The following is a 26,235-nucleotide window of genomic DNA, read 5'->3' as shown; positions in this document are numbered from 1 at the left end:
GGGTTATATTGAACGGTCTCTTCAATAATGAAGTGGCTCAGTAGTAGTTGACATTTAGCGGAGCACTAAAATGATCCAAGAACAGACTATGCTGAACGTGGCCGACAACTCCGGTGCACGTCGCGTAATGTGTATCAAGGTTCTAGGTGGCTCGCACCGTCGCTATGCAGGCGTCGGCGACATCATTAAAATTACTGTTAAAGAAGCAATTCCACGCGGTAAAGTGAAAAAAGGTGATGTCCTGAAGGCGGTAGTGGTGCGCACCAAGAAGGGTGTACGTCGCCCGGACGGTTCTGTCATTCGCTTCGATAGTAATGCATGCGTTATTCTAAACAATAACAGCGAGCAAGTAGTCGGTACGCGTATTTTTGGGCCGGTAACTCGTGAACTTCGTACAGAGAAGTTTATGAAAATTATCTCACTGGCACCTGAAGTACTCTAAGGAGCGGAACTATGGCAGCGAAAATCCGTCGTGATGACGAAGTTATCGTGCTGACTGGTAAAGATAAAGGTAAGCGCGGTAAAGTAAAACAGGTTATTTCTTCTGGTAAAGTTATCGTTGAAGGTATCAATCTGGTTAAAAAACATCAGAAGCCAGTTCCGGCTCTGAATCAACCAGGTGGCATCGTTGAAAAAGAAGCGGCAATTCACGTTTCTAACGTTGCAATCTTTAACGCGGCAACTGGTAAGGCTGACCGTGTAGGCTTTAGATTCGAAGACGGCAAAAAAGTCCGTTTCTTCAAATCTAACAGTGAAACTATCAAGTAATTTTTGGAGTATACGATGGCGAAACTGCATGATTACTATAAAGACGAAGTAACTAAAAAACTGATGGCTCAGTTTGGTTACAATTCTGTCATGCAAGTCCCTCGGGTCGAGAAGATCACCCTGAATATGGGTGTTGGTGAAGCGATTGCTGATAAAAAACTGCTGGACAATGCAGCAGCTGACTTGGCAGCAATCTCTGGTCAAAAACCATTGATCACCAAAGCACGCAAATCTGTTGCAGGCTTCAAAATCCGTCAGGGCTATCCAATCGGCTGTAAAGTAACCCTGCGTGGCGAACGCATGTGGGAGTTCCTTGAGCGACTGATTTCTATTGCTGTACCACGTATTCGTGACTTCCGTGGCTTGTCCGCTAAGTCATTTGATGGTCGCGGTAACTACAGCATGGGCGTACGTGAACAAATCATCTTCCCTGAAATCGATTACGATAAAGTGGATCGTGTGCGTGGTTTAGATATTACTATCACCACAACTGCGAAATCAGATGACGAAGGTCGCGCACTGTTAGCAGCGTTCAACTTCCCGTTCCGCAAGTAAGGCAGGGTACTCATGGCTAAGAAATCTATGAAAGCGCGTGATGTTAAGCGTGCTAAATTAGCTGAGAAGTTTTTCGCAAAACGCGTTGAACTGAAAGCTATCATCTCTGATGTAAACGCATCTGATGAAGATCGCTGGGACGCTGTTCTCAAGCTGCAAACACTGCCACGTGATTCAAGTCCTTCTCGTCAGCGTAACCGCTGCCGTCAAACTGGGCGTCCGCACGGTTTCCTGCGGAAATTTGGTCTGAGCCGTATTAAAGTCCGTGAAGCCGCTATGCGCGGTGAAATCCCGGGCCTTAAAAAGGCTAGTTGGTAATTGTCACCATATTGAATCACGGGAGTAAAGACAGATGAGCATGCAAGATCCCATCGCGGATATGCTGACCCGTATCCGTAACGGTCAGGCCGCGAACAAAGTTGCGGTCACCATGCCTTCCTCCAAGCTGAAAGTGGCGATTGCCAAAGTGCTGAAGGAAGAAGGTTATATTGAAGATTTTAAAATTGAAGGCGACACTAAGCCAGAATTGGAACTGACTCTGCGTTATTTCCAAGGTAAGGCTGTAGTAGAAAGCATTCAGCGTGTAAGCCGCCCAAGTCTGCGCATCTATAAGAAAAAAGATGAGCTGCCACAAGTTATGGCTGGCTTAGGTATCGCTGTTATTTCTACCTCTAAAGGTGTCATGACTGATCGTGCAGCTCGCCAAGCTGGTCTTGGTGGCGAGATTCTCTGCTACGTAGCTTAATTCGGGAGGAAAGAATGTCTCGTGTGGCAAAAGCACCCGTCGTCATTCCTGCCGGCGTAGAGGTAAAACTCAACGGTCAGGTTATTTCGATTAAGGGTAAAAACGGCGAGCTTACTCGTACTATCCATAATGCAGTTGAAGTTAAACATGAAGATGGCCGCTTAACTTTCGCACCGCGCGAAGGTTTCGCTGATGCTTGGGCACAGGCGGGTACTTCTCGTTCTCTGCTTAACTCAATGGTTATTGGTGTTACTGAAGGCTTCACTAAAAAACTTCAACTAGTCGGTGTTGGTTACCGTGCGGCAGTTAAAGGCAACGCTGTTAGCTTGTCTCTAGGTTTTTCGCATCCGGTTGAACACGCACTGCCAGCAGGCATTACTGCAGAATGCCCAACACAAACTGAAATCGTACTGAAAGGTGCGGATAAGCAAGTGATTGGTCAAGTCGCGGCAGAACTGCGTGCTTACCGTCGTCCTGAGCCTTACAAAGGCAAGGGTGTTCGTTACGCCGATGAAATCGTGCGTACTAAAGAGGCTAAGAAGAAGTAAGGTAACACTATGGATAAGAAAGCAGCTCGTATCCGTCGTGCGACCCGCGCACGCCGCAAGATCCAAGAGTTGGGTGCGACACGCCTGGTGGTACACCGTACTCCACGCCATATTTATGCGCAGGTTATCGCTCCAAACGGTTCTGAAACTTTGGTGGCCGCTTCTACTACAGAAAAAGCTATCAATGAGCAAGTGAAATTCACTGGAAACAAAGACGCAGCAGCAGTTGTTGGTAAAATTATTGCTGAACGCGCATTGGAAAAAGGCATCACTACTGTTGCTTTTGACCGTTCTGGTTTCCAATATCATGGTAGAGTCCAGGCACTGGCAGAAGCTGCCCGTGAAGCTGGCCTTCAGTTCTAAGGTAGAGGTGTAAGATGGCTCACATCGAGAAACAAGCTGGCGAACTGCAGGAAAAGCTGATCGCGGTAAACCGCGTAGCAAAAACCGTTAAAGGTGGCCGTATTTTCAGCTTTACAGCACTGACAGTAGTTGGTGATGGTAACGGTCGCGTTGGTTTTGGCTACGGCAAAGCGCGCGAAGTTCCGGCAGCAATCCAGAAAGCGATGGAAAAAGCCCGTCGCAGCATGAAAACCGTTGCTCTAAACAACGGCACTTTGTTCCACCCTGTGAAAGGTACACACACCGGTTCTCGCGTGTTTATGCAACCTGCTCACGAAGGTACTGGTATCATCGCCGGTGGTGCAATGCGTGCTGTTTTAGAAGTAGCTGGAGTTCGCAACGTACTGGCTAAAACCTATGGTTCCACAAACCCAATCAACGTGGTTCGTGCAACACTGGATGCTTTAGACAGCATGAAGTCTCCAGAAATGGTCGCAGCTAAGCGTGGAAAATCCGTCGAAGAAATTCTGGGGTAATCAGCCATGGCTAAGACTATTAAAATTACACAAGTTCGCAGTTCAATCGGTCGCCTGCCTAAGCATAAGGCAACTTTGATCGGTTTAGGTCTGCGTCGCATTGGTCATACAGTAGAACGTGAGGACACTCCTGCTGTTCGCGGTATGGTCAACTTGGTTTCCTACATGGTTAAAGTTGAGGAGTAAGAGATGCGTTTAAATACTCTGTCTCCGGCTGAAGGTGCCAAGCACGCGCCTAAGCGCTTAGGTCGTGGTATCGGTTCTGGTCTGGGTAAAACCGGCGGACGTGGTCACAAAGGTCAGAAATCTCGTTCTGGCGGTGGCGTACGTCGTGGTTTCGAAGGCGGCCAGATGCCTTTATACCGTCGTCTACCAAAATTTGGTTTTACTTCACGTAAAGCAATGATCACTGCAGAAGTTCGTCTGTCTGATTTTGCTGCTGTTGAAGGCGATGTTATTGATCTGAACGCACTAAAAGCCGCGAATGTTGTTGGCATCCAGATTGAATATGCGAAAGTTATTCTTTCTGGCGAAGTGAATCGTGCAGTAACTGTACGTGGCCTTCGTGTTACTAAAGGTGCTCGCGCTGCGATTGAAGCTGCCGGCGGTAAAATTGAGGAATAAGTGACAGATGGCTAAACAACCAGGATTAGATTTTCAAAGTGCCAAAGGTGGTGTTGGTGAGCTGAAACGCAGACTTTTGTTTGTTATAGGTGCACTGATTGTTTTCCGTATTGGTTCTTTTATTCCAATCCCTGGTATTGATGCCACTGTGCTTGCCAAATTGCTCGAACAGCAACAAGGCACCATCATTGATATGTTTAACATGTTCTCTGGTGGTGCTCTTAGCCGAGCTTCTATCTTTGCTTTGGGTATTATGCCGTATATTTCGGCATCTATTATTATCCAATTATTGTCAGTGGTTAACCCACGACTAGCAGAGATTAAGAAAGAAGGTGAAGCAGGTCGTCGGAAGATAAGCCAATATACTCGTTGGGGTACTTTGGTGTTAGCAATATTCCAATCTGTGGGTATTGCAATGGGTCTTCCGAATATGCCAGGGATGCAAGGGCTAGTTATTGATCCGGGTCTCCCGTTCTACTTCACGGCTGTTGTTAGCTTAGTTACAGGAACCATGTTCCTTATGTGGCTAGGTGAGCAGATAACGGAAAGAGGTATTGGTAACGGTATCTCAATCATTATCTTCGCTGGTATCGTTGCGGGTCTACCGCCGGCCATTGGCCATACTATCGAGCAAGCTCGGCAAGGCGATCTGCACTTCCTCCTGTTGCTGTTGGTTGCAGTGCTCGTATTCGCGGTAACTTTCTTTGTTGTATTCATGGAGCGTGGTCAACGTAGAATCGTTGTTAACTACGCGAAACGCCAACAAGGACGCCGTGTTTATGCGGCACAAAGCACACATTTACCATTAAAAGTGAATATGGCGGGTGTAATTCCTGCAATTTTTGCTTCCAGTATCATACTGTTCCCGGGTACAATAGCATCTTGGTTCGGTGATGGAACTGGCTGGGACTGGCTGACAACTCTTTCTATGTTCTTGCAGCCTGGTCAACCGTTCTATGTGTTGCTTTATGCTTCTGCGATCATCTTCTTCTGTTTCTTCTATACGGCGTTGGTTTTCAACCCAAGAGAAACAGCAGATAACCTGAAGAAGTCCGGTGCATTTGTACCAGGAATTCGTCCGGGAGAGCAAACGGCCAAGTACATTGATAAGGTAATGACTCGCCTGACTTTAGTCGGTGCACTTTATATTACCTTCATCTGCCTAATCCCGGAGTTCATGCGTGACGCAATGAAAGTACCTTTTTACTTTGGTGGTACTTCTCTATTAATCGTAGTTGTCGTTATCATGGACTTTATGGCTCAAGTGCAAACTCTAATGATGTCAAGTCAATATGAGTCTGCATTGAAGAAAGCAAATCTAAAAGGTAAGTAATCGCTTAGTGTGATTATGGTTTGCTTTAGAAGTTACGGAGAGTAAAAATGAAAGTTCGTGCTTCCGTCAAGAAATTATGCCGTAACTGTAAAATTATCCGTCGCAATGGTAGCGTTCGTGTAATTTGCAGTGTTGAGCCAAGACATAAACAACGTCAAGGTTAAGAAAAAGCATTTTTTTCTTGCAAAGTTGGGTTGAGCTGGCTAAATTAGCCAGCCAATCTTTTTTATCGAGATACATTATTGTTTGAGTATCCTGAAAACGGGCTTTTCAGCACAATAATGTATATTTTAACTTAGGAGTGCATAGTGGCCCGTATAGCAGGCATTAACATTCCTGATCATAAACATACCGTGATCGCTTTAACATCGATTTTCGGAATCGGCAAAACTCGTTCACAGGCTATCTGTGAAGCGACTGGAATTGCTGAAAATGTTAAGATCAGTGAGCTGTCTGAAGAACAAATCGACAAGCTGCGTGACGAAGTTGCCAAGTATGTGGTAGAAGGTGACTTACGTCGTGAAATTACCCTGAGCATCAAGCGTCTGATGGACCTTGGATGTTACCGTGGTTTACGTCATCGTCGTGGTCTACCTGTGCGCGGTCAGCGTACTAAGACTAACGCTCGTACCCGTAAGGGTCCGCGTAAGCCGATCAAGAAATAAGTCGGGGTATTGAATAATGGCAAAAGCACCAATTCGTGCACGTAAGCGTGTAAGAAAGCAAGTCTCAGACGGTGTGGCTCATATCCATGCTTCTTTCAACAACACAATCGTTACTATTACTGATCGTCAGGGTAACGCATTAGGTTGGGCAACTGCCGGTGGTTCCGGTTTCCGTGGTTCTCGCAAATCCACTCCGTTTGCAGCTCAGGTTGCAGCAGAGCGTTGCGCAGAAGCCGTGAAAGAATACGGTATCAAGAACCTGGAAGTTATGGTTAAGGGACCGGGTCCGGGTCGCGAATCAACAATTCGTGCTCTGAACGCCGCAGGTTTCCGCATCACAAATATTACTGATGTGACTCCTATCCCTCATAACGGTTGTCGCCCACCGAAAAAACGTCGCGTTTAATACGTTTCGTTTTTAGGACTGTTGGAGAAAGAAAATGGCTAGATATTTGGGTCCTAAGCTCAAGCTGAGCCGTCGCGAAGGAACAGACCTCTTCCTGAAGTCTGGTGTTCGCGCGATTGACACCAAGTGTAAATTAGAACAGGCACCTGGCCAGCACGGAGCGCGTAAACCGCGTCTGTCTGACTACGGTGTTCAGTTACGTGAAAAACAAAAAGTTCGTCGTATTTACGGTGTTCTGGAACGTCAATTCCGTAACTATTATAAAGAAGCAACACGTCTGAAAGGCAACACAGGTGAAAACCTGTTGACTCTGCTGGAAGGCCGTCTTGATAACGTCGTTTACCGTATGGGCTTTGGCGCAACTCGCGCAGAAGCACGTCAAATGGTTAGCCACAAAGCTATCATGGTAAATGGTCGAGTAGTTAATATCGCTTCTTATCAGGTTTCCCCGAATGACGTTATCAGCGTTCGTGAGAAAGCGAAAAAACAGTCTCGTATTAAGGCTGCTTTAGAGCTGGCTGAACAGCGTGAGAAGCCAACTTGGCTGGAAGTTGATGCTGCTAAAATGGAAGGTGTGTTCAAACGTATTCCTGAACGTACTGACCTGTCTGCGGACATTAACGAACACCTGATCGTCGAGCTTTACTCTAAGTAAAGCTTAGCACCAAAGAGAGGACACAATGCAGGGTTCTGTGACAGAGTTTCTAAAACCGCGCCTGGTAGATATCGAGCAAGTGAGTTCGACGCACGCCAAGGTGACCCTTGAGCCTTTAGAGCGTGGCTTCGGTCATACTCTTGGTAACGCACTGCGCCGTATTCTGCTTTCGTCTATGCCGGGTTGTGCGGTGACAGAGGTTGAGATTGATGGTGTACTGCATGAGTACAGCACCAAAGAAGGTGTACAGGAAGATATCCTGGAGATTCTCCTCAACCTGAAAGGGCTGGCGGTAAAAGTTCAGGGTAAAGATGAAGTTATTTTAACCTTGAATAAATCTGGCATTGGCCCTGTGACTGCAGCCGACATCGTCCATGATGGCGATGTCGAAATCGTCAAGCCGCAGCACGTTATCTGCCACCTGACTGACGAAAGCGCATCTATTAACATGCGAATTAAAGTTCAGCGTGGTCGTGGTTATGTGCCGGCTTCTGCCCGAGTACATTCGGAAGAAGATGAGCGCCCAATCGGTCGTCTGTTAGTCGATGCTTGCTATAGCCCTGTAGAGCGTATTGCCTACAATGTTGAAGCAGCTCGTGTTGAACAACGTACTGACTTGGATAAGTTAGTTATCGAAATGGAAACAAACGGTACAATCGATCCTGAAGAGGCGATTCGCCGTGCAGCGACTATTCTGGCTGAACAACTTGAAGCTTTTGTTGACTTACGTGATGTTCGTCAGCCTGAAGTTAAAGAAGAGAAACCAGAGTTCGATCCTATCTTATTGCGCCCAGTTGACGATCTGGAATTGACTGTCCGCTCTGCTAACTGCCTTAAAGCAGAAGCTATCCACTACATCGGTGATCTGGTTCAGCGTACAGAAGTTGAGTTGCTTAAAACGCCTAACCTTGGTAAGAAATCTCTTACTGAAATTAAGGACGTCTTGGCATCTCGTGGTCTTTCTCTGGGCATGCGCTTAGAAAATTGGCCACCAGCAAGTATTGCTGATGATTAAGATCACAGGTTAAGGTTTTACTGAGAAGGATAAGGTCATGCGCCATCGTAAGAGTGGTCGTCAATTGAACCGCAACAGCAGCCACCGCCAAGCTATGTTCCGTAACATGGCAGGTTCTTTAGTTCGTCATGAAATCATCAAGACGACTCTGCCTAAAGCGAAAGAACTGCGTCGCGTCGTTGAGCCGCTGATTACTCTTGCCAAGACCGACAGCGTAGCTAATCGTCGTCTGGCATTCGCCCGTACTCGTGATAACGAGATCGTGGCAAAATTGTTTAATGAATTGGGACCTCGCTTTGCAGCTCGTGCGGGCGGTTACACTCGTATTCTTAAGTGTGGCTTCCGTACTGGTGACAATGCTCCGATGGCTTACATCGAGCTTGTTGACCGTGCTGTTGAGTCTCAAGAAGCAGCAGCAGAGTAATCTGTCTGCTATCAAAAAAACCGGGTATATTTGCCCGGTTTTTTTGTACCTGCTATTCTATCCTTTCTCTAAGCTTCATTGACTTGATTTATTCTATTTTGACCCTATTTAGAGTGGAGTTCCCATGACTATGTATAAAATTGGGCAAATTGCGCGTCTCGCCGATGTCACACCAGACACGATTCGTTTTTATGAAAAACAAGGTTTGATGGGGCATAAACTGAGGACAGAAGGTGGCTATAGGTTGTATACTGAGCAGGATTTGCAACGGCTTCGGTTTATCCGTTATGCTAAGCAACTCGGCTTCACCTTAGAAGCTATCACTGAGTTATTATCAATACGTGTTGATCCTGAGCATCATACATGCCAAGAATCGAAGCAAATTGTTGATTTACGCTTGTTTGAAGTTGAAAAAAAGATACAAGAACTTATTATTATGCGTGATTCACTGAAAATGCTCAGCTCAGCTTGTTGTGGTGAAGAGCATGCGTCGACATATTGCTCGATAATGGAAATACTTGAGAAAGGCGCATCGAAAGTTTATTAATCGAAAATTTACTTTAAATTCATTTTTAAAAGAAGGTATATCATGAGTCGATATCAACATAAACGTGGTCAAATTAAAGATAATGCGATCGAAGCATTGTTACATGATCCGCTATTTAGACAAAGAGTAGAGAAAAACAAGAAAGGGAAAGGAAGTTATAACCGTAAAGCAAAACATGGTAAAGGTAATAACTGGGAGGCCAGTGGTAATCAGTTTTTTAACTTATTACCACTGGTTTTCTAGTATCACTTTTTATTTTGTTCTTTTAATAAATCACGAATTTCTGATAATAACACTTCTTCTTTACTTGGCGCCGGTGGTGCTTCAGGCTCTGCTTCTTTTTCACGACGAACTTTGTTCATTACTTTAATTGCCATAAAAATAGCAAATGCGACGATAACAAAGTCAAATACAGTCTGTATAAACATACCATAATTAAGCACTACAGCAGGAATATCCCCTTCGGCGGCTCTTAGTACGACGCTAAATTGTTTAAAGTCAACTCCACCAATTAATAGACCCAATGGCGGCATAATGACATCGGCGACTAATGAAGAAACAATTTTACCGAATGCAGCACCAATAATGATACCGACAGCCATATCGACAACATTGCCCTTCATCGCAAATTCGCGAAACTCTTTTAAAAAACTCATTCTACCCCCTAATTGAAAACTATTTGTGACAAAATAAATATTTAGTTAACAAATTATAGTATCTACTTTAATTAAGCTGCAAATAAGATTGTCGTTTTATTTTGATAATTATAGAAAGAAGGGGCTTGGTTGGAATAATTTCTCAACATCAGGAACATATTTCTTATCGGTAATGAACATAATGACATGGTCTCCTTGTTCGATTATATGATAATCACTGGCAATAATGACTTCATCTTCTCTAACTAAAGCACCAATAATGGTTCCTGGCGGGAGTTTTATATCTGAAATCTTTTTACCAACAACTTTAGAGGTATTTTCATCGCCATGAGCAATTGCTTCAATTGCTTCAGCAACACCTCGTCTTAATGAAGAAACACTGACAATATCGGCTTTCCTAACATGACTTAATAATGCTGAAATCGTCGCCTGTTGCGGTGACACTGCAATGTCAATAACACCACCTTGAACTAATTCAACATAAGCAGTTCTTTGAATGAGCACCATAGCTTTTTTGGCCCCCATTTTTTTCGCTAACATGGCTGACATTATGTTTGCTTCATCATCATTTGTTAGAGCAATAAAGACGTCCATCTGTTCAATATGCTCTTCTGTAAGTAACTCTTGGTCGGAAGCATCGCCATAAAATACAATTGTGTCATGCAGCAATTCAGCGAGTTCAGTTGCTCTTTGTTGATTTCGCTCGATAAGTTTTACACTGTAATCTTTTTCTAGCCTTTTCGCTAAACCAGCACCGACATTACCCCCACCCACGATCATGAGGCGTTTGTATGGCTTTTCTAAGCGCTGCAATTCACTCATCACTGCTCGAATGTGTTGAGTTGAAGCCACGAAAAAGACTTCATCACCAGCTTCGATGATTGTTGAACCTTGAGGCCGAATCGGACGATCTTGACGAAAAATGGCAACAACTCTGGCATCAATATGTGGCATGTGCTCGCGTAAACTGGAAAGGGCATTACCCACTAATGAACCACCATAGTAGGCTTTAACCGCAACAATACTGACTTTCCCTTCAGCAAAATTGACGACTTGGAGTGCACCAGGGTATTGGATTAATTTATAGATATAATCAATAACCAATTGTTCTGGGGAAATCAGGTAATCAATAGGGATTTGTTCAGGCAAAAATAACTTGTCTGCTTCACGGATATATTCAGTCGCCCTAATACGTGCAATTTTATTTGGTGTATTAAAAAGGCTATAGGCGATTTGGCACGCGATCATATTCGTTTCATCAGAATTGGTGACGGCAACCAACATGTCTGCATCTTCTGCCCCCGCATCACGTAGTACGCGTGGATGTGACCCATGGCCGTTTACAACTCGGAGATCAAATTGATCTTGCAATTGGCGCAAGCGATCAGCGTTAGTGTCAACGACAGTAATATCATTGTTTTCATCCACTAGATTCTCAGCGAGGGTTCCGCCAACTTGTCCAGCACCTAAAATAATGATTTTCATTGAATATTCCTATCTCAGACAAGTTTTATTGGATTAGTTCTCTTGTTTGACCAAGCGCGCGTAAAAGAAGCCATCACCACCAGTTATACTAGGTAGTATCTGTAAGCCTGCTGTTGTGCCATCATTAAGAGAGGCTTCAGGGTGCTTAGCCAAGAAGTTTTTTATTTGTAAGCTATTCTCTTCAGGCATAATTGAACAGGTCGCATAGACAAGGGTACCGCCAACTTTTAGGTAAGGCCAAATTGATTCTAATATTTTAGCTTGAAGTTCGGTGAGTTCATTAATGTCAGAATCGCGCCTTAACCACTTTATATCAGGATGACGGCGGATAACGCCTGTTGCTGAGCATGGGGCATCAAGAAGAATACGATCAAACAGTTGCCCATTAGCCCACTCTTCTGGTTTTGTACCATCACCTTGAATGACCGCTGCTTGCTGTTGCAAACGTTGCAAGTTTTCTTTTACACGTTTAAGGCGGTGCTCATCAATATCAACAGCAACGACATGTGCTTTTGGTGCAAGCTCCAGTATATGAGTTGTTTTACCACCGGGTGCTGCACATAGATCAAGGATCGTTTCATGATTTTGTGGTTCAAGCAGTTCCGCACACCCTTGAGCAGAAACATCTTGCACAGTTGCCCAACCTTCTTCAAAGCCAGGAAGCCTTGTAACTGAAGTTGGCTCTGACAGTTTTATCGCGCAGGGGTGATGTGGATGCAATTCAGATGCAATCTCATTTTCTTCTAGGTATTTTTGATACTGTTCAGCAGTGTGATGTTGGGAATTAACCCTTAACCACATGGGAGGACGCTGGTTATTTGCATCAATAATCGTTTGCCACTTATCAGGGTAAGCATTTTGAAGGCGCTTTAAAAGCCAGCTCGGATGAAGGTATTGGCTACTATTATTAGTATTACGCTCTTCGAGTTGAGTTTGTTGCCGTTGGAATGATCGTAACACACCATTGATAAGCCCTTTTAATTGAGGGCGTTTTAGTGCAACTGCTCCATTGACCGTTTCCGCTAAAGCGGCATGAGGAGGAATACGTGTATAGAGGAGTTGATAAATCCCCACCATAATCAAGTAGTGCAATGTTCTCTGTTTACCTGTTAGTGGTTTCTCCATAAGCTGAGCAACAAACCATTCCAGTTTAGGTAAATAGCGTAGGACACCAAAGCAAATCTCTTGTAATAGAGACTTATCTTTTTCATTTATATTTTTTTGTAATTCAGGTAGTACCGTACTGAGAGACTGGCCACCATCAATGACTTGACCGATGGCTACCGCTGCGATGCTACGCAAGTTATATGTATTTTTCATAAGTGAAGGTGAGTCTATTCGTCACGAAATAAATTTGCCTGAATATATTATCAGGCAAATTTATTGGCTTTCTAATTAAGTTGCTGTCCAGGAGTGAACCATTCTCGGCGTGAGTTGAGGAGATCTTGCGCTCCCATGGCCTTTTTACCCGGTGGTTGTAACTGAGTGATATTGAGTTTTCCGTTACCTGTTGCAACGCATATGCCATTTTTATCAGCGCTGAGGATAGTGCCTGGTTGCTCATTATGGTTTTCGGCAATGACTTGTGCCTGCCATACCTTAATAAGCTGCTCTTGAACTGTAAAATAGCTCATTGGCCAAGGATTAAATGCCCTAATACAGCGCTCTATTTGTTCAGCGGATTGTTGCCAATCAATACGAGCTTCCTCTTTAGATAACTTTTCAGCGTAGTTTGCCAAAGAGTCATCTTGTTTTTCAGGCACACATTGCTGATTGGATATCAGTTCTAACGTATGGATCAATGCTTCTGGGCCAATCACTGCCAGTTTTTCATAAAGTGTTGCACTAGTATCTTCAGGCATAATTGGGCAACTTGCTTTATACAGCATATCCCCAGTATCTAACCCTTCATCCATTTGCATAATGGTTACGCCAGTTTCAGCATCACCAGCCCAAATTGAGCGTTGAATAGGTGCAGCACCGCGCCAGCGTGGTAGTAAAGAACCGTGTACATTCAGACAACCTAAACGCGGAATATCTAAAACGGCTTTTGGTAAAATAAACCCATAAGCAACAACAATCATCAAATCTGCGTTGTGATCTTTGATCCATTGATGATTATCTACATTTTTCAGCGTAGTAGGCTGAAAAACTGGAATTTGGTGTTCTTGTGCTAATACTTTGACAGGGCTTGGCGTCAGCTTTTTACCCCTCCCCGCGGGCTTATCTGGTGGTGTAAGAACACCGACAACCTGATGTTTAGTTTTAAGTAAAGCGGCTAAGTGCCCAGCCGCAAAATCAGGTGTACCTGCAAAGATAATTTTTAATGATTCCGACACGGTTATATTTCCCTGTATAAATCTGTCTAGTTAGCTGTTTTTGCTGCTTTAGCTCTCATTCTATCTAGTTTTTCAACCTTTTGTCGGATACGCTGGCGCTTTAATGGTGATAAGTAATCAACAAACAATTTACCAACAAGGTGATCCATTTCATGTTGAATACAGATAGCGAGTAAGCCATCGGCTTCAAGTTCAAAACTATCGCCATTATAGTCAAGGGCACGAACCTTAACATGCTCTGCTCTGGGGACAAAACCATGTTGTTCAGGAATAGAAAGACAACCTTCTTCAATACCCGTTTCACCTGATTTGTCTAATAATTCAGGGTTAATAAGAACAAGTCGTTGATCCCGCGTTTCCGAGACATCAATAACAATGATCCGCTGATGAATATCGACTTGAGTTGCAGCAAGACCGATACCTTCTTCTTCATACATCGTTTCGAACATATCATCGACGATCTGTTGAATTTCGGCATCAACTTTTTCTACTGGCTTAGCAATTGTGCGTAAGCGTTCGTCTGGGTAATGTAATACATTTAATACTGACATAAATTTTTTCGAGCAGCGTCCAAAAAAGTGAATAGGAATTAATGCCTATTCTAGACATTTATCAGTCATATTGACAGTATTGGTTACGATTTGTTCACAGATGAACCTTTACAATAAAGTCAGGAAGACGCCATGGATGCGCAAGAAATTTGGTTAAGAATGTCTCAGGTGAGCCGGCTATCACCACATAAGGCATTAAAAATTATTAATAAGCTAAGGATATTAGAACAAGTATGCTCTTCTGTTTTACAGGAGTGTGGGTTAAGTGAACTGCAGTGTTTACAGTTTCTACACGTGCCATCTGTAAAATTAGCTCAAACGCTTAAATGGCTAGAAAAGGAAGAAAATCAACTGATTACTTTTTGTGATTCCTTGTACCCTTCCTTATTAAAGCATATATCTAATCCGCCACTCGTCTTGTTTGTAATAGGGCAAAGTGAGCTGATGGCGACAGCACAAATCGCAATAGTCGGTAGTCGGCAAGCGAGTGAGTATGGCCGTAAATGGGCGGATCGGTTTGCCAATAAATTTACTGACTATGGTTTTACAATTACTAGCGGGTTAGCATTTGGTATCGATGCTGCAAGTCATCGCGCGGCACTCGCAGCAAATGGGAAAACAGTTGCCGTTTTAGGGAGTGGATTAGCAAATATTTATCCTAGGCAGCATACTGCGCTGGCGGAGCAGATTAAACAAGAGGGGGTACTAATCTCTGAGTTTTTACCAAATGCGCCTCCGCTACCTAGGCAATTTCCTCGACGAAATCGAATTATTAGTGGCTTAAGTAAAGCGACAGTCGTGGTAGAGGCAGGGTTGAAAAGTGGCTCATTGATAACGGCTCGTTATGCCATTGAGCAAAATAGAGACCTTTTTACGATACCCGCACCACTTGGTAATTCAGCTTACAGTGGTAACCATTGGCTATTACAACAAGGAGCATATCTACTTGTTGAACTCGAAGATATCAAACACCATATAGAGGTTGGGTTAAATTGGTTGCCAGTCGAGCCATTAGAAGAAGAAACGCTGAATGCTGAATTTAATCTGACAGAGAATAAAATATTGAGTATGGTTGAGTATCACCCTACACCTGCAGATGTGATTGCTGAGCGTGTACAACAGCCGATAACAGAAGTCATTGCTGTTTTGACGGAACTTGAGATAGACGGTGCTATCGCTTCTGTTACTGGTGGGTATATAAAATTAAGTTAGTTGGCTAAGAGAAAATCATGTCAAAGCAATTGCCTTTTGAAACAGAGAAAAATGAACATTGTCCTGAATGCGGTTCTTTACTGGTCATTCGTAATGGTGCACATGGGCCTTTTTTTGCTTGTTCTTCGTACCCTCAATGTCATTATCTCAAACCTATGCGTCCTTCGGCAGAAAGCCATGTAGTAAAAGTATTAGAAGGGCAAGCATGTCCACAATGCGGTCATGATTTGGTTTTGAAGCAAGGGCGATTTGGTATGTTTATTGGATGTAGTCACTACCCAGAGTGTGAGCATATTGAATTAATTGATAAGCCAGATGAAACGAAAGTTGCTTGCCCCCAGTGCCAGACAGGTCACCTATTACAACGTAAGTCTCGGTTTGGAAAAACATTTTATGCGTGTGATAGCTATCCGTCTTGCCAATTTATTCTCAATCATAAGCCTGTTTCGGGTGAATGTGAGTTTTGTCATTATCCATTACTTATGGAAAAAAGGGGTGCTCAAGGAGTAAGATTATTTTGTGCCAGTAAACGATGTGGTAAACCACAAAAAGAATAATGAGTTAAAAAGATGCAAAATAAATCTACACCTGCAATTGAAAATATTATTGTTTCCCTGAACAAAGGGGAAGTTATCGCTTATCCCACTGAAGCCGTATTTGGATTAGGTTGTGATCCTGATAGTGAACAAGTGGTTAATAAGTTACTTGAGTTAAAACAACGTCCTTGGGAGAAAGGGCTAATTCTTATCGCAGACAATTATGAACAGCTGAAAGACTATGTGGACGATAGTCAGTTGACTGATGAACAAAAGCAAACGATGTTTGCAAGCTGGCCAGGGCCTGTGACTTGGGTTATCCCAGCCAAATCATCCACTCCGAAATGGTTAACTGGGCGTTTCGATACTTTGGCGGTAAGAGTAACAGATCATGGGTTAGTAAAAGAGCTCTGTCGCGAATACGGTAAGCCATTAGTATCTACAAGTGCGAATTTAAGCGGTCAGGAGCCATGTAGGACAACCAATGAAGTTCTAGAGCAGTTTAAGGGAAGTATCCCTGTACTTGATGGAATGGTGGGGGGCCGTCAAAACCCATCAGAAATTCGGGATGCTAAAACAGGGCAACTTTATCGTAAAGGATAACTATTATATGGGTAAATATGCCGTTTTTGGTCATCCGATAGCGCATAGTAAATCGCCAATTATACACCAGATGTTTGCTGAACAGACGGGTATTGCGCTGGAATATGAACGTATTTTGGCACCACTAGATGGCTTTGAGCAGTCATTGTCTGCATTTTTTGCTCAGGGAGGGATGGGGGCGAATGTTACGCTACCTTTTAAGGAAAACGCATATCAAATGGTATCTGAGCTAACAGATAGAGCTCAATCGTGCGGTGCAGTAAATACCGTGATGAAACTGGATAGTCACCGGTTATTAGGTGATAACACGGATGGTGCTGGCCTTTTGCTAGATCTTCAACGGCTTAATTTTATTCATAGCAATAGCAAAGTATTAATTATTGGTGCTGGTGGTGCAACGAGGGGGGCTTTATTACCTCTCTTAGAATTTGGGTGCGAAATTACGCTAACGAATAGGACTTTTTCTAAAGCAGAAACATTAGTAAATCAATTTATTAGCTTTGGAAAAATAAAAGCACAGCCGATCGAACAGATCAAAACAGCCTGTTTCGATCTCATCATTAATGCGACTTCATCTGGAGTGAGTGGCGAGATCCCCGCAATTGATCCCGCTGTATTTTCTATGCGGGTGGCATGTTATGACATGTTTTATCAACATGGTTTAACACCATTTCTATCGTTCGCGAGTTCTCATCAGGTAAATCGCCTTGCCGATGGTTTAGGTATGTTAGTTGGGCAAGCCGCTTTCGCTTTTAAATTATGGCATGGAGTACTTCCAGATATAGAGCCGGTTCTTCTTGTATTACAAAAGGAACTGAAAAAGTGAATCAAGCTATTCAATTTCCAGATAGAGAAGAGTGGAATGCTGCTACAAGAAAAGTCCATTTTCCGGTATTAATTAGTGGAATGTTAGCTGAATGTGTAATATCAGACTCGTTGCTTTATCGGCGGTATGGAGAAGGGGCTGAGCCATTAGTGCTGTTCCAAAATAACCGTTGGGATATAGAAGAAGAGTTTGAGGCCTTGATAGCTCAAGGCCCTCAGGAAGATGATAGTGTTTATTCTTTACCAGAAGATAAATAATCATTCTTCCATTGAACGTAGTTATTCGCTGAATAACGTAGATGTTCTAATTCAGCTTCCGTTAGTTTACGGGCAGCTTTAGCTGGGCTACCAACATAAAGGTAGCCACTTTCCAGTTTTTTGCCTTGGGTGACGAGGCTATTTGCGCCTATAACTACGTCGCTAGCGATTATTGCTCCATCAAGAATAATAGAACCCATACCGACTAATACGCGATCCCCGATTGTGCAACCATGAAGCATCACTTTATGTCCGACGGTGACATCTTCGCCAATAATTAAAGGGTTGCCTTCTGGGTTATGTTTTGATTTGTGTGTTACGTGTAAGACGGAACCATCTTGTATATTAGTGCGAGCACCAATTTCAATGTAGTTCACATCACCACGTAATACGGATAAAGGCCAAATACTGACATCATCAGCTAAACGAACATCGCCGATCACAACAGCTGAAGGATCGATAAAAACGTTAGAGCCAGTGGTGGGATAAATATCGAGATAAGGTCTTAAGTGTTTGTTCATAAAGATGACCATAGTTGATAATTAGTGGTATTAAATAGAATAGTCGATATCTATTCATATTATGAAGAAGAGTATCCTTCAAAAAAGAGGGTATTTGTTGTTTGTTTTATAGTCACAATGCTAGAAAAAAAAACATAGTGATGATTTTATCTTCAAACAGTACTTTTTTTCAAAAAAAGGGTTGCTAGAATTTTCTGACTCCCTATAATGCGCATCCGTTGTCACGACAAACCGCTTCGGTGGTCAGGTTAGAAAAGAAACCGGTGACAACGAGAGGTGAAAAAAGAAAGAAAAAGTTGAAAATAATCGCTTGACTTTCTCACGAAAAAACGTAGTATACATCACCTCGCGACAACGACCTAACTGGTTAATATCGAAAGATAAAGTCGCAACGCTCTTTAACAATTTATCAGACAATCTGTGTGGGCACTCACAGGACACTATCAAAAAAATATTTGATTTTAAAGTCTTGAAGAGTGACTAACACGTTAATTCATATATGAAAGAATGTAGTCAGTTTAATTCTTTGAGCATCAAACGCTTTTAATTGAAGAGTTTGATCATGGCTCAGATTGAACGCTGGCGGCAGGCCTAACACATGCAAGTCGAGCGGTAACAGGGGAAGCTTGCTTCCGCTGACGAGCGGCGGACGGGTGAGTAATGTATGGGGATCTGCCCGATAGAGGGGGATAACTACTGGAAACGGTGGCTAATACCGCATAATCTCTTAGGAGCAAAGCAGGGGACCTTCGGGCCTTGCGCTGTCGGATGAACCCATATGGGATTAGCTAGTAGGTAAGGTAATGGCTTACCTAGGCGACGATCCCTAGCTGGTCTGAGAGGATGATCAGCCACACTGGGACTGAGACACGGCCCAGACTCCTACGGGAGGCAGCAGTGGGGAATATTGCACAATGGGCGCAAGCCTGATGCAGCCATGCCGCGTGTATGAAGAAGGCCCTAGGGTTGTAAAGTACTTTCAGTCGGGAGGAAGGCGTTGATGTTAATACCATCAACGATTGACGTTACCGACAGAAGAAGCACCGGCTAACTCCGTGCCAGCAGCCGCGGTAATACGGAGGGTGCAAGCGTTAATCGGAATTACTGGGCGTAAAGCGCACGCAGGCGGTTAATTAAGTTAGATGTGAAATCCCCGGGCTTAACCTGGGAATGGCATCTAAGACTGGTTAGCTAGAGTCTTGTAGAGGGGGGTAGAATTCCATGTGTAGCGGTGAAATGCGTAGAGATGTGGAGGAATACCGGTGGCGAAGGCGGCCCCCTGGACAAAGACTGACGCTCAGGTGCGAAAGCGTGGGGAGCAAACAGGATTAGATACCCTGGTAGTCCACGCTGTAAACGATGTCGATTTGGAGGTTGTTCCCTAGAGGAGTGGCTTCCGGAGCTAACGCGTTAAATCGACCGCCTGGGGAGTACGGCCGCAAGGTTAAAACTCAAATGAATTGACGGGGGCCCGCACAAGCGGTGGAGCATGTGGTTTAATTCGATGCAACGCGAAGAACCTTACCTACTCTTGACATCCAGAGAATTTAGCAGAGATGCTTAAGTGCCTTCGGGAACTCTGAGACAGGTGCTGCATGGCTGTCGTCAGCTCGTGTTGTGAAATGTTGGGTTAAGTCCCGCAACGAGCGCAACCCTTATCCTTTGTTGCCAGCGATTCGGTCGGGAACTCAAAGGAGACTGCCGGTGATAAACCGGAGGAAGGTGGGGATGACGTCAAGTCATCATGGCCCTTACGAGTAGGGCTACACACGTGCTACAATGGCGTATACAAAGAGAAGCGACCTCGCGAGAGCAAGCGGAACTCATAAAGTACGTCGTAGTCCGGATTGGAGTCTGCAACTCGACTCCATGAAGTCGGAATCGCTAGTAATCGTAGATCAGAATGCTACGGTGAATACGTTCCCGGGCCTTGTACACACCGCCCGTCACACCATGGGAGTGGGTTGCAAAAGAAGTAGGTAGCTTAACCTTCGGGAGGGCGCTTACCACTTTGTGATCCATGACTGGGGTGAAGTCGTAACAAGGTAACCGTAGGGGAACCTGCGGTTGGATCACCTCCTTACCGTTGAAGTGTTTTGTGAAGTGTTCACACAGATTGTCTGATGAAAAGTAGAGCAATAGGCTATACGTGGGAGACTTATTCAAAAGAATAGGGCTTACATGAAATGGGCCACAACGGTGTTGTGCAATATTTTATGTCCCCTTCGTCTAGAGGCCTAGGACACCGCCCTTTCACGGCGGTAACAGGGGTTCGAATCCCCTAGGGGACGCCAATTGCGCCGATATCGAGTGAAAGACGATGTCCTCAATAATGATTAAGCTAATTCAGTGAGTTAGCTTAACAATTATGCTCTTTAACAATCTGGAACAAGCTGAAAATTGAAACAACGCACATTGTTTATCGCTTAAACAATGTGAGAGTCTCTCAAAATTTCAAACCTGAAATTTTCGGTCATTCAAACGAGTGGCATGAGCGAGCAGGGTGAAATTCAAGGCGGACAGCGCGCAGCAAGCGCAGCGTACAGGAGTACGTGAGCATTGCGAGCACTGCCCAACGCAGAAGTTCACCACGCACAGCCATGACAGTCAGGTGATCGTTGAAACAATTTCGGGTTGTGAGGTTAAGCGACTAAGCGTACACGGTGGATGCCTAGGCAATCAGAGGCGATGAAGGACGTGCTAATCTGCGAAAAGCGTCGGTAAGGTGATATGAACCGTTATAACCGACGATGTCCGAATGGGGAAACCCAGTGCAATTCGTTGCACTATCGTTTGATGAATCCATAGTCAAACGAGGCGAACCGGGGGAACTGAAACATCTCAGTACCCCGAGGAAAAGAAATCAACCGAGATTCCCCTAGTAGCGGCGAGCGAACGGGGAGCAGCCCAGAGTCTTAATCAGCATCAGCATCAGGAGAACGGTCTGGAAAGGCCGGCAATAAAGGGTGATAGCCCCGTATCCGAAGGTGTTGGTGTTGTGAACTCGACGAGTAGGGCGGGACACGTGTTATCCTGTCTGAATATGGGGGGACCATCCTCCAAGGCTAAATACTCCTGATTGACCGATAGTGAACCAGTACCGTGAGGGAAAGGCGAAAAGAACCCCGGCGAGGGGAGTGAAATAGAACCTGAAACCGTGTACGTACAAGCAGTGGGAGCCTTGATTTATCAGGGTGACTGCGTACCTTTTGTATAATGGGTCAGCGACTTATATTCTGTAGCAAGGTTAACCGAATAGGGGAGCCGTAGGGAAACCGAGTCTTAACTGGGCGAATGAGTTGCAGGGTATAGACCCGAAACCCGGTGATCTAGCCATGGGCAGGTTGAAGGTTGGGTAACACTAACTGGAGGACCGAACCGACTAATGTTGAAAAATTAGCGGATGACTTGTGGCTGGGGGTGAAAGGCCAATCAAACCGGGAGATAGCTGGTTCTCCCCGAAAGCTATTTAGGTAGCGCCTCGTGAACTCATCTTCGGGGGTAGAGCACTGTTTCGGCTAGGGGGTCATCCCGACTTACCAACCCGATGCAAACTACGAATACCGAAGAATGTTATCACGGGAGACACACGGCGGGTGCTAACGTTCGTCGTGAAGAGGGAAACAACCCAGACCGCCAGCTAAGGTCCCAAAGTCATGGTTAAGTGGGAAACGAAGTGGGAAGGCTCAGACAGCCAGGATGTTGGCTTAGAAGCAGCCATCATTTAAAGAAAGCGTAATAGCTCACTGGTCGAGTCGGCCTGCGCGGAAGATGTAACGGGGCTAAACCATGCACCGAAGCTGCGGCAGCGACATGTAAATGTTGTTGGGTAGGGGAGCGTTCTGTAAGCCTGTGAAGGTGTGCTGCGAGGCATGCTGGAGGTATCAGAAGTGCGAATGCTGACATAAGTAACGATAATGCGGGTGAAAAACCCGCACGCCGGAAGACCAAGGGTTCCTGTCCAACGTTAATCGGGGCAGGGTGAGTCGACCCCTAAGGCGAGGCAGAAATGCGTAGTCGATGGGAAACAGGTTAATATTCCTGTACTGGTGATAATTGCGATGGGGGGACGGAGAAGGCTAGGCTGGCCGGGCGACGGTTGTCCCGGTTTAAGGATGTAGGTGGGTGAATTAGGCAAATCCGGTTCGCTATACACTGAGGTCTGATGACGAGTCACTACGGTGGCGAAGTAGCTCATGCCCCGCTTCCAGGAAAAGCCTCTAAGCTCTAGATTATCATTAATCGTACCCCAAACCGACACAGGTGGTCAGGTAGAGAATACTCAGGCGCTTGAGAGAACTCGGGTGAAGGAACTAGGCAAAATGGTGCCGTAACTTCGGGAGAAGGCACGCTGGCATTAGGTGAAGTGGTTTACCCATGGAGCTGAAGCCAGTCGCAGATACCAGCTGGCTGCAACTGTTTATTAAAAACACAGCACTGTGCAAACACGAAAGTGGACGTATACGGTGTGACGCCTGCCCGGTGCTGGAAGGTTAATTGATGGGGTTATCCGTAAGGAGAAGCTCTTGATCGAAGCCCCAGTAAACGGCGGCCGTAACTATAACGGTCCTAAGGTAGCGAAATTCCTTGTCGGGTAAGTTCCGACCTGCACGAATGGCGTAATGATGGCCAGGCTGTCTCCACCCGAGACTCAGTGAAATTGAACTCGCTGTGAAGATGCAGTGTACCCGCGGCAAGACGGAAAGACCCCGTGAACCTTTACTATAGCTTGACACTGAACATTGAGCCTTGATGTGTAGGATAGGTGGGAGGCTTTGAAGTGTGGACGCCAGTCTGCATGGAGCCAACCTTGAAATACCACCCTTTAATGTTTGATGTTCTAACGTAGCCCCATAATCTGGGGTGCGGACAGTGTCTGGTGGGTAGTTTGACTGGGGCGGTCTCCTCCCAAAGCGTAACGGAGGAGCACGAAGGTTGGCTAAGCATGGTCGGACATCATGCGGTTAGTGCAAAGGCATAAGCCAGCTTGACTGCGAGAGTGACGGCTCGAGCAGGTACGAAAGTAGGTCTTAGTGATCCGGTGGTTCTGAATGGAAGGGCCATCGCTCAACGGATAAAAGGTACTCCGGGGATAACAGGCTGATACCGCCCAAGAGTTCATATCGACGGCGGTGTTTGGCACCTCGATGTCGGCTCATCACATCCTGGGGCTGAAGTAGGTCCCAAGGGTATGGCTGTTCGCCATTTAAAGTGGTACGCGAGCTGGGTTTAGAACGTCGTGAGACAGTTCGGTCCCTATCTGCCGTGGGCGTTGGAAGATTGAAAGGGGCTGCTCCTAGTACGAGAGGACCGGAGTGGACGCACCGCTGGTGTTCGGGTTGTCATGCCAATGGCACTGCCCGGTAGCTAAGTGCGGAAGAGATAACCGCTGAAAGCATCTAAGCGGGAAACTTGCCTTGAGATGAGTCTTCCCTGACCTTTAAGGGTCCTAAAGGAACGTTTAAGACGAAGACGTTGATAGGCTGGGTGTGTAAGCGTAGCGATACGTTGAGCTAACCAGTACTAATGAACCGTGAGGCTTAACCTGACAACACCGAAGGTGTTTTAGAGAGACGATTGTTGAAGTGCACGAGATAAAGTGGTGCGAAAAAATCAGCTTGTTCAAGATTGCAGTTCTGGTTTGCGGTGTAGACGCGAACGGGAACGAAACCGAATTTGTCTGGCGGCAATAGCGCGGTGGTCCCACCTGACCCCATGCCGAACTCAGCAGTGAAACGCCGTAGCGCCGATGGTAGTGTGGGGTCTCCCCATGTGAGAGTAGGGAACTGCCAGACATCAAATTGAAGACTTATCGCAGAGCGGTAAGCAGCCGAAAGGCGAAGAATAAGTGGAGCGGTAGTTCAGTTGGTTAGAATACCTGCCTGTCACGCAGGGGGTCGCGGGTTCGAGTCCCGTCCGTTCCGCCACTTAATTTAGGGGCGTAGTTCAATTGGTAGAGCACCGGTCTCCAAAACCGGGTGTTGGGAGTTCGAGCCTCTCCGCCCCTGCCAGTTACCAATTAAGTAAAAACAAAAGAAGTATCTTATTGATAACCCGATTACTTTAATCGGGTTTTTCTTTATGCAAAAATCGATAATTCCTACCTAAATTTGCGACCTATTCCTGTTATTTCTAAGTTAACTTGAGATCGGTTTAAGCCATTATTTGAAGCCCTGTTTTCTCGACATTTGAAATATTCAGGATGACTTTTTCGGTTTCAAACAATAGGCAAAACCGCCCAGTGAATTCAACATGAATCCATGCAAACTACGATGGTGAGAATGTTCAATCTGCGTAATATTTTTTCAGCTGATCATTAGTTGTTTCAATAATGAATTGCTTAGCGAGCATCGCTCTATCTCAGGCCACTAATAATTTTGGCTTCATATTTTTGCGTTGTCCTGTAACCAATGTTATTCCTTCCATCTTTAAATCTTCAGTTAATGCTTTGCTGATGTAAGTTCCGCGGCAACAATCTCATCAAGATGGTTAACGATGATGCGCTGCTTGAAACCGTAGAACCATTCTATCGTCTCTTTTCCTCTGGCCGCCGAGTTTTTAAAAACCCGATGTTTTGGGATCCGTAGGTTGTGGCACACTTTAATACTGGTAATAAACTCGATACCTGTTGGTTGACCTTTTAGATGGGTAAAGAAGGAACGTAATGGCACTCAACCCTTCGATATGACGTCAAAAAAACGCGTGTAGCTCAATAAGGTTGGAAAGTCTTTTTTGTGGTATACCACAATGAACCCAATATAAAAATGCTTCAAATCACGATGATGAGACATAGGGAATGCAATGATGATGGTCATAATTCCACTGCTTGTCATTCTTGTTTGGTGTAGCCGCTGACCTTTACCACTTTCAATCAAGTATTTTTGCCATTGTGGGATGAAAAATTTGCAAAATCATCGATATGACAAAATAAGTCAACTAAATTATGCATAGTGGATTCCTTGGTGAACAGTGGTTTTTTGGTCGAAAGATCTGATCACCGAACCTACTTTTCGTTCCCTTCTTTTTTATTTTTCTTATCCCGAGTTCAGGTTAAGTTATTGGCTTGAATTGAAATAGCCCTGTCGTATGAGAGATTATTATGCGTAAGAGGCTAAATTAAAGAGGCTGATAAGAAAAAACGCCCGACAGTATTATCGAGCGTAGTTAAAACTGATAAGTAGTTAGTCAGTTATGACGTAGGGGCTAATTGTGCGTTTTTAATGGGGGTTTTTATTAATTGATTAATCAATGCTTGTTGATCGTTTTTTTGTAACCAGACGGCGTAGAGTGGTTTTGTAATTACGGTCTCTGAGAGCGTTTTGAGTCCAGGGTACTGAATACTCCAGTGAGACGGTAAAAACGCGGCAGAAAGTGATACAGGCAGTAATTGACGAGCAATGTGTGCAGATGTCGTGATCATAACTGGCGAATCATCGGGCGTAAGGCTTGCGTCATTTTGAGGTTGAAAATCGGCACTCCACTCTAATTTGATATAATTATAATTTGTTAAAGCGATATTTTTTTGTGAGGCCATTAATTGAAGCTCAATAGTGCCTATGATGGTGCTTTCGAACTCATCCATTTTTGGCGGTTCAGTAGCAATTAATAAATCTAGCTCTCTCGAATGCAGTTGTTTCACCAGTGACTGCCGAGTCGAAACTCTCGCCTCTAAACGTAATTCATCATGCTGTTCATACAGTGATTGCATCCAATCGGTAAGGTAGCCTTCCCATAATGATGCGGTAGCACCTATCGACAATTCAGTATGCTGTGAAGCATGGGAGATCTCTTTTTTGGCTTGTAGCCATGTATTCATTAAGGATTCAGCGTAAGGAACTAAGCGCTCCCCAGCAGCCGTTAGCCTAATATTATTGCGGTGTCGCGTGAATAGGTTTGTACCGAGCTGTGTTTCGAGTTGCCGGATGCGAAAACTGACAGCTGATTGCGTTAAATAGAGTGATTCCGCGGCTCGGCCGAAGTGTCTGGTTCTACTGACTTCCAAAAATGTTTTTAATAACTCAGTATCCACATACATCTCCAATAATTTTTGTCGTGATGATTTAAATGTTTTGTTTTACAGATTGTC

The 26,235-nt window shown here is 44.8% G+C and carries 31 protein-coding genes, 3 tRNA genes, 3 rRNA genes and 1 pseudogene; 30 read left to right on the top strand and 8 right to left on the bottom strand.

What is annotated here, in order from left to right:
* Window positions 1-70 precede the first annotated feature (70 nt).
* The 19 genes from rplN to M1E93_RS17980 all read left to right on the top strand — a co-directional run bounded on the left by rplN (window position 71) and on the right by M1E93_RS17980 (window position 9,406).
* On the top strand, window positions 71-442 hold the full coding sequence (gene rplN / locus M1E93_RS18070; RefSeq protein ID WP_004926446.1) for a 50S ribosomal protein L14: 372 nt from the start codon (window positions 71-73) through the stop codon (window positions 440-442).
* 11 nt (window positions 443-453) lie between these two features.
* Complete coding sequence (gene rplX, locus M1E93_RS18065) at window positions 454-768, top strand: 50S ribosomal protein L24 (protein WP_004926444.1); 315 nt, start codon at window positions 454-456, stop codon at window positions 766-768.
* Between the two features lie 15 nt (window positions 769-783).
* Complete coding sequence (gene rplE / locus M1E93_RS18060; protein ID WP_004926441.1) at window positions 784-1,323, top strand: 50S ribosomal protein L5; 540 nt, start codon at window positions 784-786, stop codon at window positions 1,321-1,323.
* A 12-nt stretch (window positions 1,324-1,335) separates the two neighbouring features.
* Window positions 1,336-1,641 (top strand): 30S ribosomal protein S14, encoded by a 306-nt coding sequence (gene rpsN / locus M1E93_RS18055; protein ID WP_004926440.1) that lies wholly within the window; start codon window positions 1,336-1,338, stop codon window positions 1,639-1,641.
* 34 nt (window positions 1,642-1,675) lie between these two features.
* Window positions 1,676-2,068, top strand: a complete 393-nt coding sequence (gene rpsH / locus M1E93_RS18050; protein ID WP_004926438.1) for a 30S ribosomal protein S8 — start codon at window positions 1,676-1,678, stop codon at window positions 2,066-2,068.
* A 14-nt stretch (window positions 2,069-2,082) separates the two neighbouring features.
* The gene (gene rplF, locus M1E93_RS18045) at window positions 2,083-2,616 is read left to right on the top strand and encodes a 50S ribosomal protein L6 (protein WP_060560798.1); all 534 of its coding nucleotides are present in this window, start codon (window positions 2,083-2,085) and stop codon (window positions 2,614-2,616) included.
* 9 nt (window positions 2,617-2,625) lie between these two features.
* Complete coding sequence (rplR, locus tag M1E93_RS18040) at window positions 2,626-2,979, top strand: 50S ribosomal protein L18 (protein WP_004926434.1); 354 nt, start codon at window positions 2,626-2,628, stop codon at window positions 2,977-2,979.
* A gap of 14 nt (window positions 2,980-2,993) precedes the next feature.
* Window positions 2,994-3,494 (top strand): 30S ribosomal protein S5, encoded by a 501-nt coding sequence (rpsE, locus tag M1E93_RS18035; protein WP_004265471.1) that lies wholly within the window; start codon window positions 2,994-2,996, stop codon window positions 3,492-3,494.
* 6 nt (window positions 3,495-3,500) lie between these two features.
* Window positions 3,501-3,680 carry a 50S ribosomal protein L30 gene (rpmD, locus tag M1E93_RS18030; RefSeq protein ID WP_004926432.1) on the top strand — a complete coding sequence of 60 codons (180 nt, stop codon included), beginning with the start codon at window positions 3,501-3,503 and terminating at the stop codon, window positions 3,678-3,680.
* Window positions 3,681-3,683: 3 nt separating this feature from the next.
* Window positions 3,684-4,118 carry a 50S ribosomal protein L15 gene (rplO, locus tag M1E93_RS18025; protein ID WP_004926430.1) on the top strand — a complete coding sequence of 145 codons (435 nt, stop codon included), beginning with the start codon at window positions 3,684-3,686 and terminating at the stop codon, window positions 4,116-4,118.
* A 7-nt stretch (window positions 4,119-4,125) separates the two neighbouring features.
* Window positions 4,126-5,451 (top strand): preprotein translocase subunit SecY, encoded by a 1,326-nt coding sequence (gene secY / locus M1E93_RS18020; protein WP_004926428.1) that lies wholly within the window; start codon window positions 4,126-4,128, stop codon window positions 5,449-5,451.
* 47 nt (window positions 5,452-5,498) lie between these two features.
* Entirely contained in the window at window positions 5,499-5,615 is a 117-nt protein-coding gene (rpmJ, locus tag M1E93_RS18015) for a 50S ribosomal protein L36 (RefSeq protein WP_004265484.1), read from the top strand.
* A 144-nt stretch (window positions 5,616-5,759) separates the two neighbouring features.
* Window positions 5,760-6,116, top strand: coding sequence for a 30S ribosomal protein S13 (rpsM, locus tag M1E93_RS18010; RefSeq protein WP_004907144.1), 357 nt, complete (start codon window positions 5,760-5,762; stop codon window positions 6,114-6,116).
* A gap of 16 nt (window positions 6,117-6,132) precedes the next feature.
* On the top strand, window positions 6,133-6,522 hold the full coding sequence (gene rpsK / locus M1E93_RS18005) for a 30S ribosomal protein S11 (protein WP_002919257.1): 390 nt from the start codon (window positions 6,133-6,135) through the stop codon (window positions 6,520-6,522).
* Between the two features lie 34 nt (window positions 6,523-6,556).
* Window positions 6,557-7,177 carry a 30S ribosomal protein S4 gene (gene rpsD, locus M1E93_RS18000; RefSeq protein ID WP_004265487.1) on the top strand — a complete coding sequence of 207 codons (621 nt, stop codon included), beginning with the start codon at window positions 6,557-6,559 and terminating at the stop codon, window positions 7,175-7,177.
* 25 nt (window positions 7,178-7,202) lie between these two features.
* Window positions 7,203-8,192, top strand: a complete 990-nt coding sequence (locus M1E93_RS17995; RefSeq protein WP_004926425.1) for a DNA-directed RNA polymerase subunit alpha — start codon at window positions 7,203-7,205, stop codon at window positions 8,190-8,192.
* A gap of 37 nt (window positions 8,193-8,229) precedes the next feature.
* Window positions 8,230-8,616: a 50S ribosomal protein L17 gene (gene rplQ, locus M1E93_RS17990; protein WP_014657271.1), complete on the top strand. Its 387-nt coding sequence runs from the start codon at window positions 8,230-8,232 to the stop codon at window positions 8,614-8,616.
* A gap of 130 nt (window positions 8,617-8,746) precedes the next feature.
* Window positions 8,747-9,163: a Zn(2+)-responsive transcriptional regulator gene (gene zntR, locus M1E93_RS17985; protein ID WP_014657272.1), complete on the top strand. Its 417-nt coding sequence runs from the start codon at window positions 8,747-8,749 to the stop codon at window positions 9,161-9,163.
* Window positions 9,164-9,205: 42 nt separating this feature from the next.
* Window positions 9,206-9,406, top strand: coding sequence for an alternative ribosome-rescue factor A (locus M1E93_RS17980; protein ID WP_004926423.1), 201 nt, complete (start codon window positions 9,206-9,208; stop codon window positions 9,404-9,406).
* A 2-nt stretch (window positions 9,407-9,408) separates the two neighbouring features.
* Here M1E93_RS17980 and mscL read toward each other — a convergent pair whose 3' ends face one another.
* The 5 genes from mscL to def form a co-directional block, all read right to left on the bottom strand.
* Window positions 9,409-9,819, bottom strand: coding sequence for a large-conductance mechanosensitive channel protein MscL (mscL, locus tag M1E93_RS17975; RefSeq protein ID WP_004926421.1), 411 nt, complete (start codon window positions 9,817-9,819; stop codon window positions 9,409-9,411).
* A 108-nt stretch (window positions 9,820-9,927) separates the two neighbouring features.
* The gene (gene trkA / locus M1E93_RS17970) at window positions 9,928-11,304 is read right to left on the bottom strand and encodes a Trk system potassium transporter TrkA (RefSeq protein WP_004926419.1); all 1,377 of its coding nucleotides are present in this window, start codon (window positions 11,302-11,304) and stop codon (window positions 9,928-9,930) included.
* Window positions 11,305-11,337: 33 nt separating this feature from the next.
* Entirely contained in the window at window positions 11,338-12,624 is a 1,287-nt protein-coding gene (gene rsmB / locus M1E93_RS17965; protein WP_053110888.1) for a 16S rRNA (cytosine(967)-C(5))-methyltransferase RsmB, read from the bottom strand.
* A 71-nt stretch (window positions 12,625-12,695) separates the two neighbouring features.
* Window positions 12,696-13,643: a methionyl-tRNA formyltransferase gene (gene fmt / locus M1E93_RS17960; protein ID WP_004926415.1), complete on the bottom strand. Its 948-nt coding sequence runs from the start codon at window positions 13,641-13,643 to the stop codon at window positions 12,696-12,698.
* Window positions 13,644-13,669: 26 nt separating this feature from the next.
* Entirely contained in the window at window positions 13,670-14,194 is a 525-nt protein-coding gene (gene def, locus M1E93_RS17955; protein ID WP_004926414.1) for a peptide deformylase, read from the bottom strand.
* Between the two features lie 132 nt (window positions 14,195-14,326).
* Between def and dprA the strand changes: the two genes are divergently transcribed.
* The 5 genes from dprA to M1E93_RS17930 are packed head-to-tail and all read left to right on the top strand — an operon-like array spanning window position 14,327 to window position 17,628.
* Window positions 14,327-15,406, top strand: a complete 1,080-nt coding sequence (dprA, locus tag M1E93_RS17950; RefSeq protein ID WP_104873160.1) for a DNA-processing protein DprA — start codon at window positions 14,327-14,329, stop codon at window positions 15,404-15,406.
* A gap of 17 nt (window positions 15,407-15,423) precedes the next feature.
* A complete protein-coding gene (locus M1E93_RS17945; RefSeq protein WP_004926410.1) occupies window positions 15,424-15,963 on the top strand; it encodes a DNA topoisomerase family protein in 540 nt (179 codons plus the stop codon).
* 12 nt (window positions 15,964-15,975) lie between these two features.
* Window positions 15,976-16,545, top strand: coding sequence for an L-threonylcarbamoyladenylate synthase type 1 TsaC (gene tsaC / locus M1E93_RS17940; protein WP_426207043.1), 570 nt, complete (start codon window positions 15,976-15,978; stop codon window positions 16,543-16,545).
* A gap of 7 nt (window positions 16,546-16,552) precedes the next feature.
* A complete protein-coding gene (aroE, locus tag M1E93_RS17935) occupies window positions 16,553-17,371 on the top strand; it encodes a shikimate dehydrogenase (protein ID WP_104873161.1) in 819 nt (272 codons plus the stop codon).
* Window positions 17,368-17,628 carry a DUF1488 domain-containing protein gene (locus tag M1E93_RS17930; RefSeq protein ID WP_004926407.1) on the top strand — a complete coding sequence of 87 codons (261 nt, stop codon included), beginning with the start codon at window positions 17,368-17,370 and terminating at the stop codon, window positions 17,626-17,628. Before aroE ends, M1E93_RS17930 begins: the two co-directional genes overlap by 4 nt.
* Here M1E93_RS17930 and M1E93_RS17925 read toward each other — a convergent pair.
* Window positions 17,604-18,149, bottom strand: coding sequence for a gamma carbonic anhydrase family protein (locus M1E93_RS17925; RefSeq protein ID WP_014657276.1), 546 nt, complete (start codon window positions 18,147-18,149; stop codon window positions 17,604-17,606). The two genes, M1E93_RS17930 and M1E93_RS17925, sit on opposite strands and share 25 nt — an antisense overlap.
* Window positions 18,150-18,693: 544 nt before the next feature.
* On the opposite strand from M1E93_RS17925, the gene M1E93_RS17920 reads away from it, so the two are divergent.
* The 6 genes from M1E93_RS17920 (at window position 18,694) to M1E93_RS17895 (ending at window position 24,160) form a co-directional block, all read left to right on the top strand.
* A 16S ribosomal RNA gene (locus M1E93_RS17920) occupies window positions 18,694-20,232 on the top strand.
* Window positions 20,233-20,367: 135 nt separating this feature from the next.
* Window positions 20,368-20,443 (top strand) — tRNA-Glu (locus M1E93_RS17915).
* 346 nt (window positions 20,444-20,789) lie between these two features.
* Window positions 20,790-23,697: ribosomal RNA gene (locus tag M1E93_RS17910) — 23S ribosomal RNA — on the top strand.
* A 131-nt stretch (window positions 23,698-23,828) separates the two neighbouring features.
* Window positions 23,829-23,944: ribosomal RNA gene (gene rrf / locus M1E93_RS17905) — 5S ribosomal RNA — on the top strand.
* The 16S, 23S and 5S rRNA genes sit together here with 3 tRNA genes alongside, the layout of an rRNA operon.
* A gap of 55 nt (window positions 23,945-23,999) precedes the next feature.
* A tRNA-Asp gene (locus tag M1E93_RS17900) sits at window positions 24,000-24,076 on the top strand.
* Window positions 24,077-24,084: 8 nt separating this feature from the next.
* Window positions 24,085-24,160 (top strand) — tRNA-Trp (locus tag M1E93_RS17895).
* Between the two features lie 142 nt (window positions 24,161-24,302).
* On the opposite strand, the pseudogene M1E93_RS17890 reads toward M1E93_RS17895, so the two are convergent.
* Window positions 24,303-25,098, bottom strand: a pseudogene (locus M1E93_RS17890) (transposase).
* A 240-nt stretch (window positions 25,099-25,338) separates the two neighbouring features.
* Entirely contained in the window at window positions 25,339-26,184 is an 846-nt protein-coding gene (gene hdfR / locus M1E93_RS17885) for an HTH-type transcriptional regulator HdfR (RefSeq protein ID WP_004915423.1), read from the bottom strand.
* Window positions 26,185-26,235: the final 51 nt, after the last annotated feature.

The sequence above is a fragment of the Providencia sp. PROV272 genome (genome assembly GCF_049901975.1).
GTDB classification, from domain to species: Bacteria; Pseudomonadota; Gammaproteobacteria; order Enterobacterales; family Enterobacteriaceae; genus Providencia; species Providencia stuartii.
The sequence above is the reverse complement of the archived record's forward strand: the minus strand, read 5'-3'. Positions and strand labels throughout refer to the sequence as shown.